The organism is Pantoea sp. AS-PWVM4 (genome assembly GCF_000468095.1).
GTDB lineage: Bacteria > Pseudomonadota > Gammaproteobacteria > Enterobacterales > Enterobacteriaceae > Pantoea > Pantoea phytobeneficialis.
In genome coordinates this window covers 127,336-145,472 of record NZ_ASZC01000018.1, presented here as the reverse complement: position 1 = coordinate 145,472, position 18,137 = coordinate 127,336, and the positions used below count along the sequence as shown (strand labels likewise).

Below are 18,137 nucleotides of genomic sequence, written 5' to 3'. Positions count from 1 at the left end.
TTATTAATCCAGCGCGCTGATATTGGCGTTGATTTTATCCGCAGTGGCTTTAATCACGTTGGCAGGGATTGCATCGCCCAACGCCTGCGCCGTGTGTACAAACATTGCGGCCACGTCGCTCACCTCTTCAATGATACGATTCAGCGTCTTGCCCGCAATATCTGCGGATGCCGCCGCTTTTAATAAGGCTTTGCGGCTGATATCGCGGCCATAACCCGCCACCGACGTCTGATGCTGGCCGCCCGGCCCCATTTGTAAGGTCAGGTCGTAGGCGGGGGAAACCTGCCACTCATCTTGCTGATTCAGGATAAAGGCGAAGTTTTTAGCGTGATCATCCTGGTTGTTCATCAGAACATTGAAAACCATCCGGCGCGCCTGGATTTCCCGTTCCACCCTTGAACGGGTGATCATTCCCGTTGCCTGCAAGATATCGCTGTAGTCGAGACAGGGGAGGCGGAAATCAGCCTGCAATGCTCCCGCCATACTCAGCACTGGCACTCGCATGCCTGCCTGACGATCAAAGCGTTTCACTCCGAAAGCAGATAAACCGTTACCCAAATCAAACCAGCGGCTGTCAGGAAAATTAATGCCAGCCTGCCGTGCCAGCCGGGCATACACCTCCTCCAGCGCACACACCCATACCCCTTCCTGAGCCGCGGGGAACTTTATCAGCCAGGGATGACTACCCGCGAAGGGTTGTGCGGCAATACGGCCAGTTGCGGCATCGAACTCCACCAGTACCTTGGGACGCGCGCCGTGTGGTGAACCACCCAGCCTCACCAGCTCTGGCAGTACCTCTGAGTCCTGGCCGGCGACTTCAATCTGGATCTGACTGGCCAGAACGATCAGGTCATCAATATGCTGATGCGGGTTGTCCTGCTCAGGCATATCGAGCAGCGGTCGATAGGTGAGGGCGCCCATCGTGTTATCACCTAACATTGCCAGTCGATCCAACACCGACAAGGCCGCTGGTTCGATATCATTACGCCGTAACAGACGATCCATCAGTAACCGGCCCCAGCCATCGGGTAATGAGTCGGCAATAAAACCGGGGATACCCTCCTGATGTCGTTCAAAGTCGGCATAAGTGGTGCTGACCGGCGGATGCAGCAGCGGTGACAATTCAAGGCCGCGTTCGATACCCTCGGGCGAGTATTCAAACAACCACTGGCCGCGATCCCGGCCTGCCGCCAGAATGCCCAGTGGGAAGTGTTCACCCCAGCCCTGGTAGATAATTTCCAGCCGCTGAAGGGGGTGATAGTTCTTGATCATTGGCCTTTCCCCTTACGTTGGGTCGCACGTTGTCGGCCAGGCTGCTTCAGGGCTTCAACCTGCGCGATACTCAGCGCCGGTGGAGTAAACAGCCCGGTCAGCTCTTTTTCCAGTCGCAGGGCAAACACCACTTTCATAAAATTTTCCAGCGTGGCTTTACCGTCGTTTTCGAGGTTCTTCAGGGCGGAAACCGAGATCCCGGCTTTCGCCGCCAGATCCTTTTGCAGCAGATTGCGGCGCAGGCGGTGATCTTTCAACCGTTGCCCTAATTCAGACAGCAATCGGGTTTCAGAGTAGAGATTAAGGGGCATATATAAAGCTCCTGATGCCAAATTTTATGCATAAGGGGTGATTTTATGGCCTTTATTATAACACAGTTGTCATGCTTAGCGATTTATCGTGACCATAATCATGTCCAACGGATCCCTCACTTCGAATGGGAGATAAATCACAAAATAGAGAAGTGTTGTAAAAAAAATCTCAGAAATGGATTGTTTAGTCCATTGATTTTAAAACAGATTTTAATGCTATTTTGAGTTTTTACGATGAATTGTTACTTGTTTGCGGAATTGATGCTTAACAAGCAAAAAAAGTATTATCGCGGCCGGTGCTTGGGGCTTTCTGCCTTAAGCATGCATTTGCTGACGGCAGAAAGAAAAAAACCCCAGGTGACTGTAAATCAACCTGAGGTCTCATCTTTATGCCTCAACAACATAAAGGTAGCCTCTTACATGCCGCAAGGCAAGAGGAAACACAACCATGAAACAGCAGATAATGTTTTTCACTCTGGCGATACTGGCGGTGGCTGCCGTCATCCTGGTCTCGCGCAAGGATCTCTGTGAAATACGGTATCGCACCCTGGAAACGGAGGTGGCTGTTTCACTGGCTTGTGAAATCTTGAAGTAAGGGCCACAACGGCGGGGTTCGCCCCGCCGTTTCGGTTGTTGTCAGGCAAAAGCCTTCAGGCACCCTTCTCAAATCGCGCCGCTACAAAAACGTGAAACATCTTAAGGGCTTTAAACTAAGCCCTTATTGATGTTTTTTCTTAGTTAGAGGTTTAATTAAACCTCTTAAATTCCATTCGTGCCACTACCGCACAGTACCACAGCAATTTTCTCATCCGGTTTGAGGCTAAACAGCTGACGCGTCACCGCAGCCACCGCTGTTGCCGCCCCCAATTCAATCGCCAGGCCGGTTGCTGCCCAGACTTCACGCGCCGATGCCTCGACCTGATCTTCCGGCACCAGCACGATCTCATCAACGTACTGTTCCACCAGCGCAAAGTTAATCGCTTCGGTTGAGCGGGCAGCGAGGATCGGCACAATGGTTTTCACCTGCTCCAGTTTGACGATTTGCTGCTGATGGCGACTGGTCCACATCATCGGGCAACCTGCCGCCTCGACGCCGATAATACGAATGCCCGGTTTCAACAGCTTCGCCGCCTGCGCCACACCGGCAATCAAACCTCCACCACCGATTGACACCACCAGCGTCTCGACCTCGGGCCATTGTTCGAGGATTTCCAGTGCCATCGTGCCCTGACCAATAATCACATCGCGGTCAGCGTAGGGATGGAGCAGGGCACCGCCGGTTTCCTGAATACGAGCACCGGCCGCATCCCAGCTCTGATCCCAGAAATCGCCTTCTACCGTGAGTTTTGCCCCGTAGCTTTCGATGCGCTGACGTGTCAGCTCGGTGCTGGTGTTCATTACAAACACATCAGCAGGCAGTGCTAACTGCTGGCCGACATAAGCGACTGCGGCACCAAAGTTACCACCCGAAGCGGTCGCCAGTCCCTGCTGACGAATCTGTTGTGGCAGATTAAGCACGCGATTAAAAGCGCCGCGTGCCTTGAAGGATCCGGTCACTTGCGAACATTCCGCCTTCAGGCGCAGTTCAATACCGGGCACTGGCTGCCACGGGGCGGCCTCCACCAGCGGCGTTTTACGTACCCAGGGACGCACCCGTTCCAGCGCGGCCAGATAGTCGTTAACGTTAATATCCTCGATCATCACTTAACATCCTGTACCAGCACCGCGAGGCTGTTGCCCTGCGCGGTGGCACCAAAAGTGCGTTGTGAATAAATCTGCCCGGCGGTGGTGAAATGGACCGCCTGTGGCTGCGCGGCGGGTTCGGTGAGACGATGCAGCCAACCCGCCAGTTCACCGGCGCTGACCTGATCGCCAATATGGTGCAGCGGTTCAAACCAGCCGTCCCCCGGCGACAGCAAATTTCCCCCTGCCGGGATAAACACCTGTTGCGATGCCTCGGCGGGGACTGTTTCCGTGGCGATCAGGCCCAAATGATTCAGCACCCGCGCCACTGCGGCACGGGTACGCTTCACCCCGCGCGGTGACACGCTGCCGTTCCAGCCCATCTCCGCCGCAATCGCTGGTAAGCCGAGGTTCGCCGCTGCGCCACAACTGGTGCGCGGATCCCCCATATTGTTGGTGACCACCGTCAGCGTGGCGGCAAAAGCGCGCGCCATGGCTTCGCTTTGCTCACGTACCTGCGGGCTGAGTTCCTCGGTCACCACCACCTGCGCGCTCTCTTCAATAAACAGCGAGCTGCCGCCGCTGTGCAGATCAAGGTAGAAATCGCACAGCGGGAAAAGGGTAGCGTGGATCCAGGCGGCGATCTGTTCGGTCGGCGTGCCCCACGGGTTGCCGGGAAAGACGCGCGCCAGATTTTTGTTATCAAGCGGGCTGACACGCATTGAAGCGCGCACCGCCGGGGTATTGGCGCAGGGCAGCAGGATCAGGCGGCCCTGAAGCTGATCCGGCGTCAGATCGCGGATCAGTTCATTGATAATAATCGGCCCTTCATACTCGTCACCGTGGATCCCGCCGGTGATCAACACCGTCGGCCCGTTACCGTTGGCGATCACCGCCAGCGGCATGGCGATAGTCCCCCAGGCATCGGTATGCGCCGACAGCGGCAGATGCGCAAAGCCCACCTGCTTACCCTGACGGTTAAAATCGATCTCGCTAAACACTGTCGACATGGTTACTGCTCCGTTTTCAGGTCGTTTTGCGCATCGTTGAACCATTTCTGACGCAGTGCAGGCAACTCGCCGTCCTGGGTGCTTTTATCGATAAACTGATTGATGGCGGTCATCAGCTCCGGCTGACCAGGACGTATCGCGATGTAAGCAGGGCTTTTACGCAGCAGGTATTTCAGCTCGATATGCTTCGCCGGATTTTCCTGTGCGACTTTCTGCGCAATCAGGTTATTTTCAGCGAACATCGGTGCCTGACCGGCTAAAAAGGCGCTGACCGCCGACGCGGTGTCTTCCAGACGCAGATAGTTACCCTGCGGGTACTGATCGCTGAGGGTCAAATCCGGGGTTGAGCCTTTTGGTACCGCGATGGTGGCATTGCCGAGATCGCTCAGTTTGGTGACTTTTTTCACATCGCTACCGCCATACACGCCGAGATACACCGCCGCATAGGGTTCCGAGAAGTTCACCAGTTTGGCGCGTTCCGGGCTGGAGCCGAGCGCGGCGATCAGCACATCGACCTTGCGTGACATCAGATAAGGAATACGGTTAGCGCCGGTAACTTGTTGCAGCTGGAGCTTCACCCCCATGTTGTCAGCCAGTTTCTGCGCCAACTCCACATCCAGCCCGGTGGGTTTACCGGCGGCATCGGTGAAGCCCCAGGGCGCGGCATCCACGGTGGTTGCCACGCGCAGTACGCCACGGGATTTGATGTCATCGAGCGAGTTGGCCTGCGCCAGTAAAGGCAGGGCACACAGCGCCACCAGCGCCAGGGTTTTACCGATTGTTTTCATGTCTGTTCTCCGGTGTCGTTAAACGGGGGTTTGTACAAAGCGTTGTAATTCCGGGGTGCGGGGAGCACCAAACACCTCGGCAGGCGGGCCGCTCTCCCATACCTCGCCCTGATGCATAAAAATCACTTTGCTGGATACCTTGCGGGCAAACGCCATCTCATGGGTCACCGCAATCATCGTCATACCTTCTTTTGCCAGGTCTTCCATTACCCGCAGCACCTCGCCCACCAGCTCCGGGTCGAGTGCCGAGGTGGCTTCATCGAACAACATCACTTCCGGTGACATGGCCAGCGCGCGGGCGATGGCCACGCGCTGCTGCTGACCGCCAGACAGCGACGAGGGAAAGGCATCACGTTTCTGCCCCAGCCCGACTTGTTCCAGCAGGCGTTTTGCCAACGCGGGCGCTTCGGCTTTGGTGATGCGGCGGGTCAGCAACGGTGCCAGCGTCACGTTCTCTGCGGCCGTCAGATGGGGAAACAGGTTGAAACTCTGAAACACCATGCCGACATTCTGGCGCAGCTTCTGCAACTCGGCAGGAGACCCTCCCACTGGCAGGCCGCCGACGTGAATGCTGCCGCTGTCCGGTTTCTCCAGCCCGTTAATGCAACGCAGCAGCGTACTTTTTCCCGATCCACTTTTGCCGATAATGGTGACGATATCGCCACGATCGACGGTGGTGGTGATGCCACGCAGCACCTCGTTAGGTCCGAAACTTTTCTTTACGGCATTAATGACGACCAGCGACATGGAAACGTGCCTCCAGGTGAAGTGAGAGACGCGCCAGCGGAAAGCACAGCGCGAAATAACAGAGTGCCACCAGCAGATAAATCAGCAGCGGTTGCAGGGTTGAGCCGCTGACAATCTGCCCGGATCGGGTCAGCTCCACAAAGCCCACCAGCGCTGCCAGTGAGGTGTTTTTGATCAGTTGAACGGAGAAACCCACGGTTGGTGGCAGCGACAGGCGCAACGCCTGCGGCAGGATCACGGTACGCAGCATTTGCAGCCGCGAGATCCCCAACGACAACGAGGCTTCCCATTGTCCTTGCGGCACCGCCACAATGCTGCCGCGCCAGATCTCGCCGAGAAAGGCTCCGGCAGAGAGTGAGAAGGCGACCAACGCAGCGGTAAACGAGCTGACGTCTATACCGAGAAACACCGGCATCCCGAAGAACAGCAGGAACAACATGCCAAGCAGCGGGATGCCCTGGATCAGTTCGACATAAAACCAGGCCACAGCCCGCAAGCCGCGCTGATGGGAAGTGCGTGCCATCGCCACCAGCAGCCCGATCACCGCGCCACAGGCAAAGGTGCAGAGCGCCAGCAACAACGTCCAGCGCAAGGCGCTGACGATCATCCAGACATCATGTAAAGAAAGACCGCGCATGGTTACCTCCGTGCCTGAAAGCGATACCACACCATGCGCAGCAACACTTTCATCAGGCTGACGGCGAAGAAGTAGAGGCCGCAAATCAGCAGATAGATTTCAAAGCTGCGAAAGGTACGTGAGTCAACAAAGCTGCCGCTGTGGAAGATCTCTTCCACGCCAATTTGCGAAATCAGGCTGGTGCCGATCAGCGTCAGCACCATCTGGCTGGCGAGCGCCGGGAACACGTTCTGCATCGCCGGGAGCGTTAGTACATGGGTGATGATCTGGCGTTTTGATAGTCCAAGCGCTTCACCGGCCTCGCTTAAGCCGCGTGGCAGCGAAATCAGCCCGGCGCGCAGGATCTCCGTCATATAGGCGCCGCAATACAGCGACAGGGCGATGATCCCGGCGACCGGCGGCGAGAGATGCAAGCCGAGACTGGGCAGGCCGAAGTAAATCAAAAACAGTTGCACCAGCGATGGGGTATTGCGAAAAAACTCCACATAACCGCGCACCAGTCGCCGCCAGGCGGTGCGGGCATACACCAGCGTCAACGCACAGACCGCACCGATACTCAACCCAAACAGGATCGACAGCAGGGCATAGAGGGCGGTTTCCATCAGCCCCTTTGCCAGTACATCGCGGTACGGCAGCAGCGAGGCAAAATCAAACACGTAATCCATCGGCAACCGACTCCTCAAGTTCGAGAATGGCTTCGATTTCGACCGTCTGGTTCTGCGGCAGCGATCCTGCGCCGATGGCAGAACGTGCCCCGCGCCCAATCTGCTCGCCAAACACCTCGACAAACAGATCGGAACAGCCGTTAATCACCTGCGGATGTTGCTGAAAGCTATCCTGCGCGTTGACCCAACCCAGCAACTTGACCACGCTTTTAATCGCACCGAGATCGCCAGTGGCCTGACGGGCGACGGCCAACAGATTAAGACCGGTCAGGCGTGCGTGCTGATACGCATCCTCCACGCTCACTTCATCGCCCACTTTGCCGGTATGCAGATGTCCATTGGCTTCCAGCGGCCCCTGGCCGGAGAGATAAAGAAAGTTGCCAAATACCCGCCAGGTGACAAAATTGGCGACCGGTGTCGGCACCGGCGGAAGTTCAATGCCCAGCGTGTGCAAATGGTCGCTCAAGCGGCAATCAGTGGGGGATAATGGCGTTGCGACGGAGGTGTTCATTTTTTGCCCTGTATGAATTTTTTCGGCATTATGACCACGCTGGTTTTTATTGGTCAACCATAATGGTTAACCAATAAGCAATTTGTATGACCGGGTTGTGAGTGGGGTCACGTTAAGACCGGATATCCGGCTGTCACCCTGATAAGTAAAGGATCTGACAGCATAACTTTGCTGATTTCGCCACTCGCGGAGGTGGCGAACTCAGGCTATAATCGCCGCCAGCTGACCAAATTGGTCAGCCATTTAAGGATATTCTCCAGGAGTCGCCGGATGAACAGCACTGATGACATCTCCCAACGCATTGTCGGCCACGATAAAACCGCCGCCGTGAGCGTGTACCGCTCAATTATGCAGGCCATCCGTGAGGGGGATTTAAAAGCGGGGGATAAATTACCCAACGAGCGTGAGCTGGCGCGCCGCTTTGCGACCTCACGCAGCACCATTCGCAACGTGTTGGCGATGATGTCGACGCAGGGATTAGTCACGCGTAAGGTCGGTAGCGGCTCGTACCTGTCGGAAAACCTGAACCAACAGTTGAGCGACACCGACCGCCCGGTGGCCGCCTGGCACAAAGAAGTGCCGACTTACAGCGAGATCCTCGAAGGACGCCTGCTGTTCGAGCCGATGATGATGACGCTGGTCACTGCGCGTGCGACCGAAGAAGACTTCGCCAAAATGCGCCACCATTTGCAGGGCATTCGTGAAACGCAGGAGTGGCTGCAATATAAAGAACATATTTACGCGGTGCATCAGGCGATGTTTGCCGCAACGCGTAACCGCTTCCTGATTCAGATCTTCGATAACGTGATTGCCGACCGTCGCGCGGTGCAGTATGACGGCCAACATTCGTTGCACTCGGCGGTAAGCGACATCGTGCGCGAGCAAACGTTGCGGGAGCTGACGCCGTTGGTGGAAGCCCTGGAGGCGCGCGATGGTAAATTGGCCCAGAAACGGGCGGATGACTACTTTACCCGGATTCTCGCGTCATTAAGTGTTTATGGGTAACTGCAATCGCGCTGTTTTTCCGACAACTCTCCCGTAATTGCGCGATAAATCGCGCCGCTACCGGAGGGTGAGAAGGGTGCCTGAAGGCCTTTGCCTGACAACAACCGGAACGGCGGGGCGAACCCCGCCGTTGTGGCCCTTACTTCAAGGTTTCACACGCCAGCGAAACAGCCACCTCCGTTACTGCGGTGCGATACCGTATTTCACAGAGATCCTTACGCGAGACCAGGATGACGGCTGTCACCGCCAGTATCAGCAGGATGACAAACATTATCGTCGTATGCTGCTTCATGGTTGTTACCTCTTGCCTTACGGCATGTAAGAGGCTACCTTTATGTTGTTCAGGCATAAAGATAAGGCCTCAGGTTGATTTACAGTCACCTGGGGCTTTTCTCTTTCTGCCGTCAGCAATGGCATGCATAAGGCAGAAAGCCCCAGGCACCCGCTGCGAGTCTACTTATTCCCTGCCAGCACATCAATTACCAGAATGCATAACATCGCCCTCATTTTTACAAGATATCCTGTGATATTTTTATAAAAATCAATGACAAAATAATTAATAAACTGTCACTTGTTTTTTGGGCTTCATGTGAGAAATGTGAGTGGGATCTCCATCAGGAGAGAATGAAGAAGGGTGCCTGAGTGCCTTGCCTGACAACAACGAAAACGGCGGGGCGAGCCCCGCCGTTGTGACATCTTACTTCAGAGCGCTACATGCCATTGAAACAGCGACCTCCGTGACTCCGGTTCGCAATCGAATCTCGCAAAGATTCTTCTGCGTCACCAGAATGATAAGGATCACAATGATGAAGACTTTCCTCGTCATCAGCTGTTTCATGTCTGTACCTCCTTGCCTTACGGCGCGTAAGAGGCTACCTTGATGTTGTCTAGGCATCAAGGGCAGCCTCAGGTTGATGGATAATCTTCCTGGGGCTTTTCTCTTTCCGCCATCAGCAACTGTATGCTTAAGGCAGAAAGCCTCAAGCACCCGCCGCGATAATACGTTTTTTGTCTGTTAAACATCAATTCCGCGAACAAGTAACGATTTATCGTAAAAACACATAATAAAAATAGAATTTTGTTTTAAATCAGTGTGTTATGTTTATAACAAGACCAGGTTTTTTATTATTGCATGCGAAGTTTGTGATTTGCCTCCCATCAGGGATGAAAATCTGTCAGTTCATTTCATCATTATCTGCAAAATCAAATTCCCCCCAGCCATGACGGGCTCCCTGCGCTATCACTAACATTCCCAGCCAACCTGTTTGCGCTGACTGAAAACTGTGCAATGCTCTCCATTGGTGCGCAACTTTCGTGCAACATCTCGCGTTGGTCCTGCTGTAGCGGGCTGTAATCCTGGCACTTAATTTGCTTGCAGTTGTATATACATGCTCTGACAACAATCACCCTTAACTTTTTACCAGAAGGAAATCAGCATGCTATCTCTGCGTACGTTGAAAACGACCCTTGCGGCGGCCTGTTGTTTTGGTTTGATCGCGTCTGCCAGCAGTCTGGCCGCACCGGCACCGGAAGCAGGCACGTTAAAGATGGGGATTGAACCCTGGCTGGGTTACGGCCAATGGCATGTGGCCACCGCACACAACCTGTATAAGCAGCAGGGATTAGACAACGTTGAGGTGATTAACTTCGCGGAAGATAAAGATATTAACGCCGCGCTGGCGAGTGGTCAGATTGATGCCGCCAACATTGCCACACACACCGCCATGGGCATGATCTCCGCCGGGCTGCCGGTCAAAGTGGTCCTGTTACTGGACCGCAGTCAGACCGCCGATGCGATGCTGGTTTCCAAAGATGTCACTTCGTTAAAAGACCTGAAAGGGAAGCAGGTCGCCTATGAAGAAGGCACCACCAGCGACATTTTGCTGCGCAGCGCGCTGGCCAAGGCGGGTCTGAAGTACAGTGATATCAAACCTGTGCCAATGCCGGCGTCGTCTGCCGGGAGCGCGTTGATCGCTAAACGCGTCCCGGTCGCGGTGACCTACGAACCTTATCTTTCGGTAGCGATGAAGGGGGATCCCAGCCTGAAGATGCTCTACAGCGGTGCATCTGACCCGGGGTTAATCAGCGACGTGCTGGTGGTACGTGATGACGTGATCAAAAACAAACCCGGCCAGATTGCCGCCCTGATTAAAACCTGGGATGCTGCCGTGGCGCATTATCAGGCCAACACCCCGGCGGATCGCGCCATTATTGCTAAAGCGGTAGGCGCCAGCGTCGAGGATCTCAACACCGCGTTTGATGGTGTGAAATATTACACCCTGGCGGAGAACAAAGCGGTACTGGGCGGCGAATACAGTACCACCACCTTCCCGCATGTTCTGAAAGCGGCAACCGAAGCCGGGATTATCAGCCAACCGGTAACACCCGCGCAGGTGATTGACGCCAGCTTCGTTAACGCACAGTAATCCTCCCCGGAGGCGTAATGAGTTCTTTAAAACTGGACGCCGTCAACCGTCCCTCTCATGCACGGCGGCGTCGCTGGTCGCTGCTCACCATTGGTCGCGCCCCCTCACGGGGGCAGTTTCTCAGCATCGCTGTCGCGGTGTTTGCGGTGTTGCTGATCAGTTGGTGGCTGGCAACCCGGAACGGCACGATCCCGGCGATCTTTCTGCCGGGCCTTGATCAGGTCTGGCAACGCATGGTGCGCTTAGCCGGTGACGGCACCTTATGGAGCGATGTGCAGAGCAGCCTTTATCGCATCGCCATTGCTTTTGTGATCTCCTCGTTGATGTCGATTGTGATCGGTGTGCTGGCCGGGTGTTATGGCCTGTTCAAAGCCATTTTCGAACCGCTGGTGGATTTCATCCGCTATATGCCGGTGGTGGCGTTTGTACCGCTGACCATTTTGTGGACCGGCACCGACGATGTGCAGAAGTTTTTGGTGATCTGGATCGGCACCTTTTTCCAGCAGGTGCTGATGATGATGGATGCGGTGAAACGCGTACCGGTAGATTTTATTGGTCTGGGGCGCACCCTGGGTATGCCCGATCGCAAAATCCTGCTGCGCATTGTGTTACCCGCCGCCTTGCCCGCGATCTGGGATGCGCTGCGTATCAGTCTGGGCTGGGCATGGACCTGGCTGGTGCTGGCAGAGCTGGTGGCTTCCACCTCTGGCCTCGGCTACCGCATCGTGGTGTCCCAGCGCTACTTCCAGACCGACACCATTATCGGCTACATCCTGCTGCTGGGATTGTTGGGCCTGATCACCGACCAACTGATGCGCGCGGCTGAACGCGTGTTATTCCGCTACAACCGGAGACGCTCCTGATGGCCACGCTGACCTTATCCAAACTGGAAAAAAGTTTCCCACTGGGCAAAACCCAACGGCGAGTGCTGCATGGGATTGATTTAACCCTGAACGATAACGAATTTGTCTCGATTGTCGGCGCATCCGGCTGTGGCAAAAGTACCCTGTTGTCAATTGCCGCCGGGTTAGAGGAGTTCGAAGGCGGTGATGTGCTGGTGGATGGGCGATCCATCACCGGACCGGGGTTGGATCGCGGCGTGGTGTTTCAATCCTACACCTTGCTGCCGTGGCTAACCGCGCGGCAAAACATTGAGTTTGCCCTGAAGGCGGCGGGCACCCCGGCAAAGCAATGCCGTGAGATTGCCCAGCAACATCTCGAACTGGTTCGGCTGGAGAATGCCGGTGACCGCTGGCCGGGTGAACTTTCCGGTGGCATGAAACAACGTGTGGCGATTGCGCGCGCGCTGTCGTATCGCCCGAAAATTCTGCTGATGGACGAACCCTTTGGCGCGCTGGATGCCATGACCCGCCATCAGATGCAGCAGTTACTGATTGAAATCTGGGAAAAACATCGCCTGACGGTGATGTTTGTTACCCATGACATTGAAGAAGCGGTGTGGCTCTCCGATCGCATCGTGGTAATGGGACAGGGCGTTATCGACAGCACCTTCCCGGTGAATCTCCCCCGACCACGACATGAAGAAATGAGCCGCGATCCCGAGTTCATTGATTTGCAGCACCGGGTGTTGTCACGCATTCGTCAGCCCCTCGCGACCCACTGACTTAAGGAAACCACGATGTCCGTAACTTTTCACGATTTAACCCAGGCCGACACCCTGCCGGAGGCGCTTTTTAAACGCACCGAATCTGATCTCTCGTTCTTTGCTGCGCGCGTCACGCCGATTATCGAGGCGGTAAAAAACGAAGGGGATGCGGCGCTGATCCGCTTCGCGCGTGAATTTGATGGGGTGCAACCGGAACATTTCTCGATTCGCGCTGAGCCTGAAGAGTTTGATGCCGCCTTTGCCCGAATGGACCCGGAGGTTATCGAGTCGATTCGGTTCTCGGTGGAGAACGTGCGTAAGTTTCATGAGGCGCAAAAACCGGAAGAGATGTGGCTGAAGGAGATGCAGCCAGGCGTGTTTGCGGGCGATCGCCACGTCCCGATCGATGCCGTCGCCTGCTACGTGCCTCGGGGGAAAGGCTCGTTTCCCAGCGTGCTGATTATGACCACCATTCCGGCGGTGGTAGCGGGAGTACCGCGTCCGGTGGTGATTACGCCACCGGGACCGGATGGCAAAGTGGATGACGCCACGCTGGTCGCAGCAAAACTGGTTGGCATCACCGAAATTTATAAATGCGGCGGCGCACAGGGCGTAGCGGCCGTGGCGTATGGTACGGAGAGCGTGCCGAAGTGCCTGAAAATTGTCGGCCCCGGCAGCCCGTGGGTGGTGGCGGCGAAACGTCAACTGACACATCTGATTGATCCCGGCGTCCCGGCTGGCCCCAGCGAGAGCATCATCCTGGCGGATGGCAGCGTCGATGGCGCGCTGGCCGCGTTAGATTTGCTGATTGAATCCGAACATGGCCCGGATTCTTCGGCGTATCTGGTCACCTCCAGCCGCCGCGTGGCGGAAGAGGCGATTGCCGCGCTGCCCGGCTACTGGGCGCAGCAGAGTGAGAAACGCGCGGAGTTTTCTCAGGCGGTGCTGTGCGGCACACATGGCGGCGTGGTGCTGACCAAAGATTTCGCCACTGCGGTTGAATTTGTTAATCAGTACGCGCCAGAGCATCTGGAGATTCTGGCGCGTGAACCGCTGGCGGTCATGCCGCAGATTCGTAATGCCGGAGAAATCCTGCTCGGACAGCACACCCCGATTACCCTCGGTAACTTTGTGCTCGGCCCGAATGCGGTGTTACCCACCAACGGTGCAGCGAAAACCGCCGGGCCGCTGTCGGTGTTTGATTATATGAAACGTGTCTCGGTCGGCTATGTTACTTCGGCGGGTTACGATGCACTGGCAACCAAAGCCCATCGCTTCGCGCTGTATGAAGGATTCCCCGGTCATGCACTGGCGGTGTCCGACCTGCGTAAAACGCTGATGGGAGAGAAGGATGACCGCTGAACCACGGCAACCGTTGGCCGCGCAGGCGCGTACCCTGGCGCGCGCGGGTGACTGGCAGGGGGCACAACAGAAACTCACCCAGTTGATCAGTGAGGTCACGGGGGGGACGGCCAGTGATGTGGCGATCAACCGCGATCAATACAGCCTCAATTCGCTGAACGGCCACGTTACCCTTGATGGCAGTCGCCGCTTGTTTTTCAAGTATCACCATGAAGAGAGCGAAGAACACACCATCGAAGAGTACTACCGTGCCGAATTGCTGCGCGAGCATGGTTTCGCGGTGGATGTCCCCTGCTACGCCTGCGGTGAGCCGGGGCGACAGATTTTGCTCTACACCCTGCGTAACGATCGGCGACTGGCGGATGTCTGTCGGGAAATTGAGGCGGGGGACGATCCTGCGTTGCAGGCGGCGGTGATCACGGCACAGCAACACGCTGACCGCGATATTCTGCAAAAAACCCTGCCCACGTTGCAACGTGGCAGCGTAGATGAGGTAGTGGCGGAACCCATCCATCAGCTGTTCTGGCACCGGTTGATTTCACCGGATGCACCGGCCGGACTGGGCGGGCGCGTGCAGCGTTTTTACGTCGATAAAGAATTTATCCTCGCGGGCGAGACGCTGTCATGGCAAACCCTCAGCCAGTTGCAGTGGGAGATCAACGGGGTGCGCTACGCTCACAGCCTGCGTCAGTTGTTTCTCGAAGCCGGGCAACTGCTGGCCCCGGCAGCGTTGGCGCAACATGGTGTGGTCGTGGCGCATGGCGATGCGCACAACGCCAATGTCTGGTATGACACGCAGGGCGAACAACCGCGGTTGGTCAGTTTCGATCCCGCCTTCGCCGGCAGCCATATTCCGGCATTGCTGGCGGAGGTGAAAGCCACCTTCCATAACATCTTTGCCCATCCGCTGTGGTTGTATGAACCCGCGCAGGCCGACGGGCGCTATCAGGCCACGGTGGTACGCCGTGGCGATACGTTGCATGTCAGCCACAACTGGCAACTGACGCCGTTGCGTGCTGCATTCCTTGACAGCAAAGGGGAGAACTACTGGCGGCCGCTGCTGGCAACGTTGCGTGAGAAAGGCTGGTTACCGGGTAACTGGCAGCGGGTGGTGCGGCTGGCGATGTTTTGTTGTCCGACGCTGGTACTGGACCTGCGGGCTGGCGGCGGCAGCGGGCATACGCCGTTGACCTCCTCGCTGGGACTGGCGCTGGCGGTGATGCTGGGGAGTGAAGGGGATGATGATTTCAATCGCTGGATCAATCAACTGGTGTAAGGAGACGGCATGAAAGCTGTGCGGTTAGCAGGCATTGAGCAGTTGAGCGTGGCGGAGGTTCCTGCCCCCACGCTGGCGCCAGGTCAGGTGCAGATTCGTGTGCTGGCAGCGGGAATTTGTGGTTCCGATTTGCATAACTACCGTACCGGTAAATGGTTTGCCCATCTGCCGGTGACACCGGGCCACGAGTTGATGGGCGAGGTGATGGCCTGCGCCCCGGACGTCAGCGATTTTCGTCCGGGCGATCGGGTCGTGGCGGACTCCCGCGTCTGGTGCGGTGAGTGCCCGGCCTGTGCCCGGCAGCACTTCAACCTGTGCGAGAAGCTGGGCTTTGTCGGGGAAGTGTGCGATGGCGGCTTCGCCGAGCAAACCCTGTTACCGGCGCGCGGATTGCTTCGGGTGACAGACGATTTGCCGCCGCAGATTGCGGTGCTCAGCGAACCGCTGGGCGTGGCGCTACGGGTGGTGAACCAGTTGCAGCTTGCGCCTGGGGCACGGGTGCGGGTCGCCGGGGGTGGCACCATCGGCGGGCTGGTCGCCTTGCTGCTGCACGAGGTGGCACATTGCCAGGTGCAACTGGTTGAGCCAAACGCCGAGCGTTTCCAGCGGCTGGCAAACCTGATTCCGTTGCAGCCACCCGGCCCGTTTGATTTTGCCGTGGAGGCCACCGGGATTAATGCGGTATTGAGCCAGCTGGTGGAAGAGATCAGCAGCGGGGGACGGGTTGCGCTGGTGGGGTTATTCCACCATTCAGCGGATTTCGATATGAACCGCCTGGTGGAGCGGGAAATCATCCTGGTAGGTTGTAGCGTGTTTCGTGATGAACAACGCCAGGCGCTGGCCTTGCTGCCACAGTTGGCGGATAAACTGGCGACGCTGGTCGCGCCTGCCATCGGCCTTGATGACGTGCCGGACATCTACCCACATTTGATTGCTGGTCGCAGCCCCTGGTTAAAAACGGTGATCACCCCATGAAAGGATTAGAACGATTCTCGCTCCAGGGAAAACGCGCGCTGGTGACAGGCAGCTCACGCGGCATAGGCTGTGCGCTGGCGTCGGGTCTGGCGCAGGCGGGCGCACAGGTAACATTGTGTGGGCGCGATGCGGCCACGCTGGATAACGCGCTGTTCGCGCTGCGCCAGATCGATCCACAAGCCGAAGCCTGGCCGCTGGATGTCTCACAACCACAGGCGATCCGCGATTTTTTTGCCCGCCTGCCGCCGTTTGATGTGGTGATCAACAACGCCGGGACTGAGCAACTGTGCCCGTCGCTCGACGTCGATGAAGCGCTGTGGCAACGCATCGTGGATACCAACCTGAAAGGCGCGTTTTTCGTCGCCCAGGCTGCCGCACGCGGTATGGTGGGGCGCGGCGGGGCGATCCTTAATCTCTGTTCGTTGACCAGCGAAGTCGGTGTGCCCGGTGCGGCCGCCTATGGTGCCTCGAAATCAGGGCTGGCGGGGTTAACCCGCACGCTGGCAACGGAGTGGGCCGGGCAGGGGATTCGGGTAAATGGCCTCGGGCCAGGTTATTTCAGCACCGATCTGACCGCCGAATTCTATGAAGACAGCGTCTGGTGCGCCGCGATGCTGCAAAAAATCCCGCTTGGCCGCTTTGGTGAACTGGATGATTTGGTTGGCACCGCCATTTTCCTCTGCTCCGATGCGTCAAAATATCTCACCGGACAGGTAATCTATGTCGATGGTGGTTATCTCGCGGCGATTTGACAGCACAGGAGTCGACGGGGTTGGATGATCGGCGCTATAGGTGAACAGCGGAAAACCCACCCCCAGCGTCAGGCCAACAGCGCCACTGGCTGCCAGGTCACCGCCGGGGATGGCAAAGGAGTTAGCAAAACCTGCCGTGAATAATGAGGCCCGGCCAGCGACCGGATCGGTAAAGGTGTCGCATACGCTTTGCCAGGTCACCTCCTCGGCGCAACGTGGATGCAAATCAATCCGCAAGTCTGGCTCGCCAGCGTACCAGGCTTTGATGTGGCGGGTGATTAACTCTTCTGCGGTTTCGCCGAGAAAATTCAGGCTGGTCACGGCAGCGATATTGGCCGTGACCGGGCCAAGCAGCGGTTCCAGCACATCGGCAAACTTTATCATCCCCAGACTGACGGCCGTTTGGTTGACGGCATACGCTGCTGCTGCGCTGAGAACAGCGCGAAAATCCACCTCAGAAGTGACGTTGTCACGCAGTGGCAGAAAATATTGAATGAAATCACGGATCGGGACATACACCACCACGGCAGAGATTAAGGGGGCCGCCGCCAGGGACAATCCGCCGCTGCATACCAACCCAATCATCGAACCGCCTGCCAGTAAGATACTTCCCACACGCGCGCAAACGTTTTGCGTGGTCTGTCTTCCCTGATAGCAATCCCAGGCCAGAGCTCCGCCCTGCAAAACCAGAGATACCGTACCGCAGCCAACCGCCAATGCGCTGAGCGTGGCAGGTGCCACCGCCGGGAGCACCACGCGTCTGACCACTTCACGCACCCCGGTAGACACCGCGACCGACGCCAGGCTACGTGCGGCAACATTACCGATATTGCTTAACAGATGAGAAGACTGAACAGGGGGCAGTTCAGTTTCCTGTTCCGGTATATCAATAACAATAAAGTCCTTGCCCCCGCTAGCTTGCGAATCCGGTAATGAACCGATGATTTGGGCCGGAGATGAATACGAGCGTTGCCGTGTAATCCTGGCACCAGAATATTGGGCGTCTGCGGTATTAGCCACGAAGGTCAATGAGCGCAATTTAGAAGCATTATTGTCGGTCGCTGAGAAAACAACAGAGGCATGAGAGCTACGGGAACATGTGACCACAGAC

Annotated in this window: 21 protein-coding genes; 9 read left to right on the top strand and 12 right to left on the bottom strand. The window is 56.7% G+C overall.

Annotated elements, in window-relative coordinates; translation table 11 throughout:
- Positions 1-3 precede the first annotated feature (3 nt).
- Entirely contained in the window at positions 4-1,272 is a 1,269-nt protein-coding gene (locus tag L579_RS17055) for a type II toxin-antitoxin system HipA family toxin (protein WP_021185428.1), read from the bottom strand.
- Positions 1,269-1,583: a helix-turn-helix domain-containing protein gene (locus tag L579_RS17050; RefSeq protein WP_021185427.1), complete on the bottom strand. Its 315-nt coding sequence runs from the start codon at positions 1,581-1,583 to the stop codon at positions 1,269-1,271. Before L579_RS17050 ends, L579_RS17055 begins: the two co-directional genes overlap by 4 nt.
- Before the next feature lie 448 nt (positions 1,584-2,031).
- Here L579_RS17050 and L579_RS23845 point away from each other — a divergent pair, with 448 nt between their 5' ends.
- Positions 2,032-2,178 carry a Hok/Gef family protein gene (locus tag L579_RS23845; RefSeq protein ID WP_071783599.1) on the top strand — a complete coding sequence of 49 codons (147 nt, stop codon included), beginning with the start codon at positions 2,032-2,034 and terminating at the stop codon, positions 2,176-2,178.
- Positions 2,179-2,342: 164 nt separating this feature from the next.
- Here the strand turns inward: L579_RS23845 and L579_RS17045 are convergent, their stop codons facing one another.
- From L579_RS17045 to L579_RS17015, 7 genes are read right to left on the bottom strand one after another with little or no spacing between them, the layout of a single operon-like run.
- The gene (locus L579_RS17045) at positions 2,343-3,284 is read right to left on the bottom strand and encodes a threonine ammonia-lyase (RefSeq protein WP_021185426.1); all 942 of its coding nucleotides are present in this window, start codon (positions 3,282-3,284) and stop codon (positions 2,343-2,345) included.
- Entirely contained in the window at positions 3,284-4,276 is a 993-nt protein-coding gene (locus L579_RS17040; protein ID WP_021185425.1) for a succinylglutamate desuccinylase/aspartoacylase family protein, read from the bottom strand. The genes L579_RS17045 and L579_RS17040 overlap by 1 nt, the downstream gene beginning before the upstream one ends.
- Positions 4,277-4,278: 2 nt before the next feature.
- Complete coding sequence (locus L579_RS17035) at positions 4,279-5,064, bottom strand: transporter substrate-binding domain-containing protein (protein ID WP_021185424.1); 786 nt, start codon at positions 5,062-5,064, stop codon at positions 4,279-4,281.
- 18 nt (positions 5,065-5,082) lie between these two features.
- Positions 5,083-5,811 carry an amino acid ABC transporter ATP-binding protein gene (locus L579_RS17030; RefSeq protein WP_021185423.1) on the bottom strand — a complete coding sequence of 243 codons (729 nt, stop codon included), beginning with the start codon at positions 5,809-5,811 and terminating at the stop codon, positions 5,083-5,085.
- A complete protein-coding gene (locus L579_RS17025) occupies positions 5,792-6,448 on the bottom strand; it encodes an amino acid ABC transporter permease (RefSeq protein WP_021185422.1) in 657 nt (218 codons plus the stop codon). The genes L579_RS17030 and L579_RS17025 overlap by 20 nt, the downstream gene beginning before the upstream one ends.
- 2 nt (positions 6,449-6,450) lie before the next feature.
- Positions 6,451-7,113, bottom strand: a complete 663-nt coding sequence (locus L579_RS17020; protein ID WP_021185421.1) for an amino acid ABC transporter permease — start codon at positions 7,111-7,113, stop codon at positions 6,451-6,453.
- Positions 7,097-7,624, bottom strand: a complete 528-nt coding sequence (locus L579_RS17015) for a RidA family protein (protein WP_051337987.1) — start codon at positions 7,622-7,624, stop codon at positions 7,097-7,099. Before L579_RS17015 ends, L579_RS17020 begins: the two co-directional genes overlap by 17 nt.
- Positions 7,625-7,894: 270 nt before the next feature.
- On the opposite strand from L579_RS17015, the gene L579_RS17010 reads away from it, so the two are divergent.
- Complete coding sequence (locus tag L579_RS17010; RefSeq protein ID WP_021185419.1) at positions 7,895-8,629, top strand: FadR/GntR family transcriptional regulator; 735 nt, start codon at positions 7,895-7,897, stop codon at positions 8,627-8,629.
- 139 nt (positions 8,630-8,768) lie between these two features.
- Here L579_RS17010 and L579_RS17005 read toward each other — a convergent pair whose 3' ends face one another.
- Both L579_RS17005 and L579_RS23630 read right to left on the bottom strand, forming a co-directional pair.
- A complete protein-coding gene (locus L579_RS17005) occupies positions 8,769-8,921 on the bottom strand; it encodes a Hok/Gef family protein (RefSeq protein WP_036627149.1) in 153 nt (50 codons plus the stop codon).
- A 405-nt stretch (positions 8,922-9,326) separates the two neighbouring features.
- The gene (locus tag L579_RS23630) at positions 9,327-9,455 is read right to left on the bottom strand and encodes a Hok/Gef family protein (protein ID WP_235056610.1); all 129 of its coding nucleotides are present in this window, start codon (positions 9,453-9,455) and stop codon (positions 9,327-9,329) included.
- Positions 9,456-10,065: 610 nt separating this feature from the next.
- Between L579_RS23630 and L579_RS17000 the strand changes: the two genes are divergently transcribed.
- Genes L579_RS17000 through L579_RS16970 form a run of 7 tightly spaced genes read left to right on the top strand, consistent with a single transcriptional unit; the run spans position 10,066 to position 17,026 of the window.
- Entirely contained in the window at positions 10,066-11,055 is a 990-nt protein-coding gene (locus L579_RS17000) for an ABC transporter substrate-binding protein (RefSeq protein ID WP_021185417.1), read from the top strand.
- A gap of 17 nt (positions 11,056-11,072) precedes the next feature.
- On the top strand, positions 11,073-11,918 hold the full coding sequence (locus L579_RS16995) for an ABC transporter permease (protein WP_021185416.1): 846 nt from the start codon (positions 11,073-11,075) through the stop codon (positions 11,916-11,918).
- Entirely contained in the window at positions 11,918-12,679 is a 762-nt protein-coding gene (locus L579_RS16990) for an ABC transporter ATP-binding protein (protein ID WP_021185415.1), read from the top strand. Before L579_RS16995 ends, L579_RS16990 begins: the two co-directional genes overlap by 1 nt.
- Before the next feature lie 15 nt (positions 12,680-12,694).
- Entirely contained in the window at positions 12,695-14,023 is a 1,329-nt protein-coding gene (hisD, locus tag L579_RS16985; protein ID WP_021185414.1) for a histidinol dehydrogenase, read from the top strand.
- Positions 14,013-15,299 (top strand): hypothetical protein, encoded by a 1,287-nt coding sequence (locus tag L579_RS16980; protein WP_021185413.1) that lies wholly within the window; start codon positions 14,013-14,015, stop codon positions 15,297-15,299. Before hisD ends, L579_RS16980 begins: the two co-directional genes overlap by 11 nt.
- Positions 15,300-15,308: 9 nt before the next feature.
- Positions 15,309-16,274 (top strand): zinc-dependent alcohol dehydrogenase, encoded by a 966-nt coding sequence (locus tag L579_RS16975; RefSeq protein ID WP_021185412.1) that lies wholly within the window; start codon positions 15,309-15,311, stop codon positions 16,272-16,274.
- Complete coding sequence (locus L579_RS16970; RefSeq protein WP_021185411.1) at positions 16,271-17,026, top strand: SDR family NAD(P)-dependent oxidoreductase; 756 nt, start codon at positions 16,271-16,273, stop codon at positions 17,024-17,026. Before L579_RS16975 ends, L579_RS16970 begins: the two co-directional genes overlap by 4 nt.
- Here L579_RS16970 and L579_RS16965 read toward each other — a convergent pair.
- Positions 16,967-18,046, bottom strand: a complete 1,080-nt coding sequence (locus L579_RS16965; RefSeq protein ID WP_152521901.1) for a hypothetical protein — start codon at positions 18,044-18,046, stop codon at positions 16,967-16,969. The genes L579_RS16970 and L579_RS16965 overlap by 60 nt on opposite strands.
- Positions 18,047-18,137: the final 91 nt, after the last annotated feature.

Bases quoted from the DNA above. Each gene is read 5' to 3' on its own strand.
- L579_RS17055 (WP_021185428.1), bottom strand. From the start codon at position 1,272: ATGATCAAGAACTATCACCCCCTTCAGCGGCTGGAAATTATCTACCAG.
- L579_RS17050 (WP_021185427.1), bottom strand. From the start codon at position 1,583: ATGCCCCTTAATCTCTACTCTGAAACCCGATTGCTGTCTGAATTAGGG.
- L579_RS23845 (WP_071783599.1), top strand. From the start codon at position 2,032: ATGAAACAGCAGATAATGTTTTTCACTCTGGCGATACTGGCGGTGGCT.
- L579_RS17045 (WP_021185426.1), bottom strand. From the start codon at position 3,284: ATGATCGAGGATATTAACGTTAACGACTATCTGGCCGCGCTGGAACGG.
- L579_RS17040 (WP_021185425.1), bottom strand. From the start codon at position 4,276: ATGTCGACAGTGTTTAGCGAGATCGATTTTAACCGTCAGGGTAAGCAG.
- L579_RS17035 (WP_021185424.1), bottom strand. From the start codon at position 5,064: ATGAAAACAATCGGTAAAACCCTGGCGCTGGTGGCGCTGTGTGCCCTG.
- L579_RS17030 (WP_021185423.1), bottom strand. From the start codon at position 5,811: ATGTCGCTGGTCGTCATTAATGCCGTAAAGAAAAGTTTCGGACCTAAC.
- L579_RS17025 (WP_021185422.1), bottom strand. From the start codon at position 6,448: ATGCGCGGTCTTTCTTTACATGATGTCTGGATGATCGTCAGCGCCTTG.
- L579_RS17020 (WP_021185421.1), bottom strand. From the start codon at position 7,113: ATGGATTACGTGTTTGATTTTGCCTCGCTGCTGCCGTACCGCGATGTA.
- L579_RS17015 (WP_051337987.1), bottom strand. From the start codon at position 7,624: ATGAACACCTCCGTCGCAACGCCATTATCCCCCACTGATTGCCGCTTG.
- L579_RS17010 (WP_021185419.1), top strand. From the start codon at position 7,895: ATGAACAGCACTGATGACATCTCCCAACGCATTGTCGGCCACGATAAA.
- L579_RS17005 (WP_036627149.1), bottom strand. From the start codon at position 8,921: ATGAAGCAGCATACGACGATAATGTTTGTCATCCTGCTGATACTGGCG.
- L579_RS23630 (WP_235056610.1), bottom strand. From the start codon at position 9,455: ATGACGAGGAAAGTCTTCATCATTGTGATCCTTATCATTCTGGTGACG.
- L579_RS17000 (WP_021185417.1), top strand. From the start codon at position 10,066: ATGCTATCTCTGCGTACGTTGAAAACGACCCTTGCGGCGGCCTGTTGT.
- L579_RS16995 (WP_021185416.1), top strand. From the start codon at position 11,073: ATGAGTTCTTTAAAACTGGACGCCGTCAACCGTCCCTCTCATGCACGG.
- L579_RS16990 (WP_021185415.1), top strand. From the start codon at position 11,918: ATGGCCACGCTGACCTTATCCAAACTGGAAAAAAGTTTCCCACTGGGC.
- hisD (WP_021185414.1), top strand. From the start codon at position 12,695: ATGTCCGTAACTTTTCACGATTTAACCCAGGCCGACACCCTGCCGGAG.
- L579_RS16980 (WP_021185413.1), top strand. From the start codon at position 14,013: ATGACCGCTGAACCACGGCAACCGTTGGCCGCGCAGGCGCGTACCCTG.
- L579_RS16975 (WP_021185412.1), top strand. From the start codon at position 15,309: ATGAAAGCTGTGCGGTTAGCAGGCATTGAGCAGTTGAGCGTGGCGGAG.
- L579_RS16970 (WP_021185411.1), top strand. From the start codon at position 16,271: ATGAAAGGATTAGAACGATTCTCGCTCCAGGGAAAACGCGCGCTGGTG.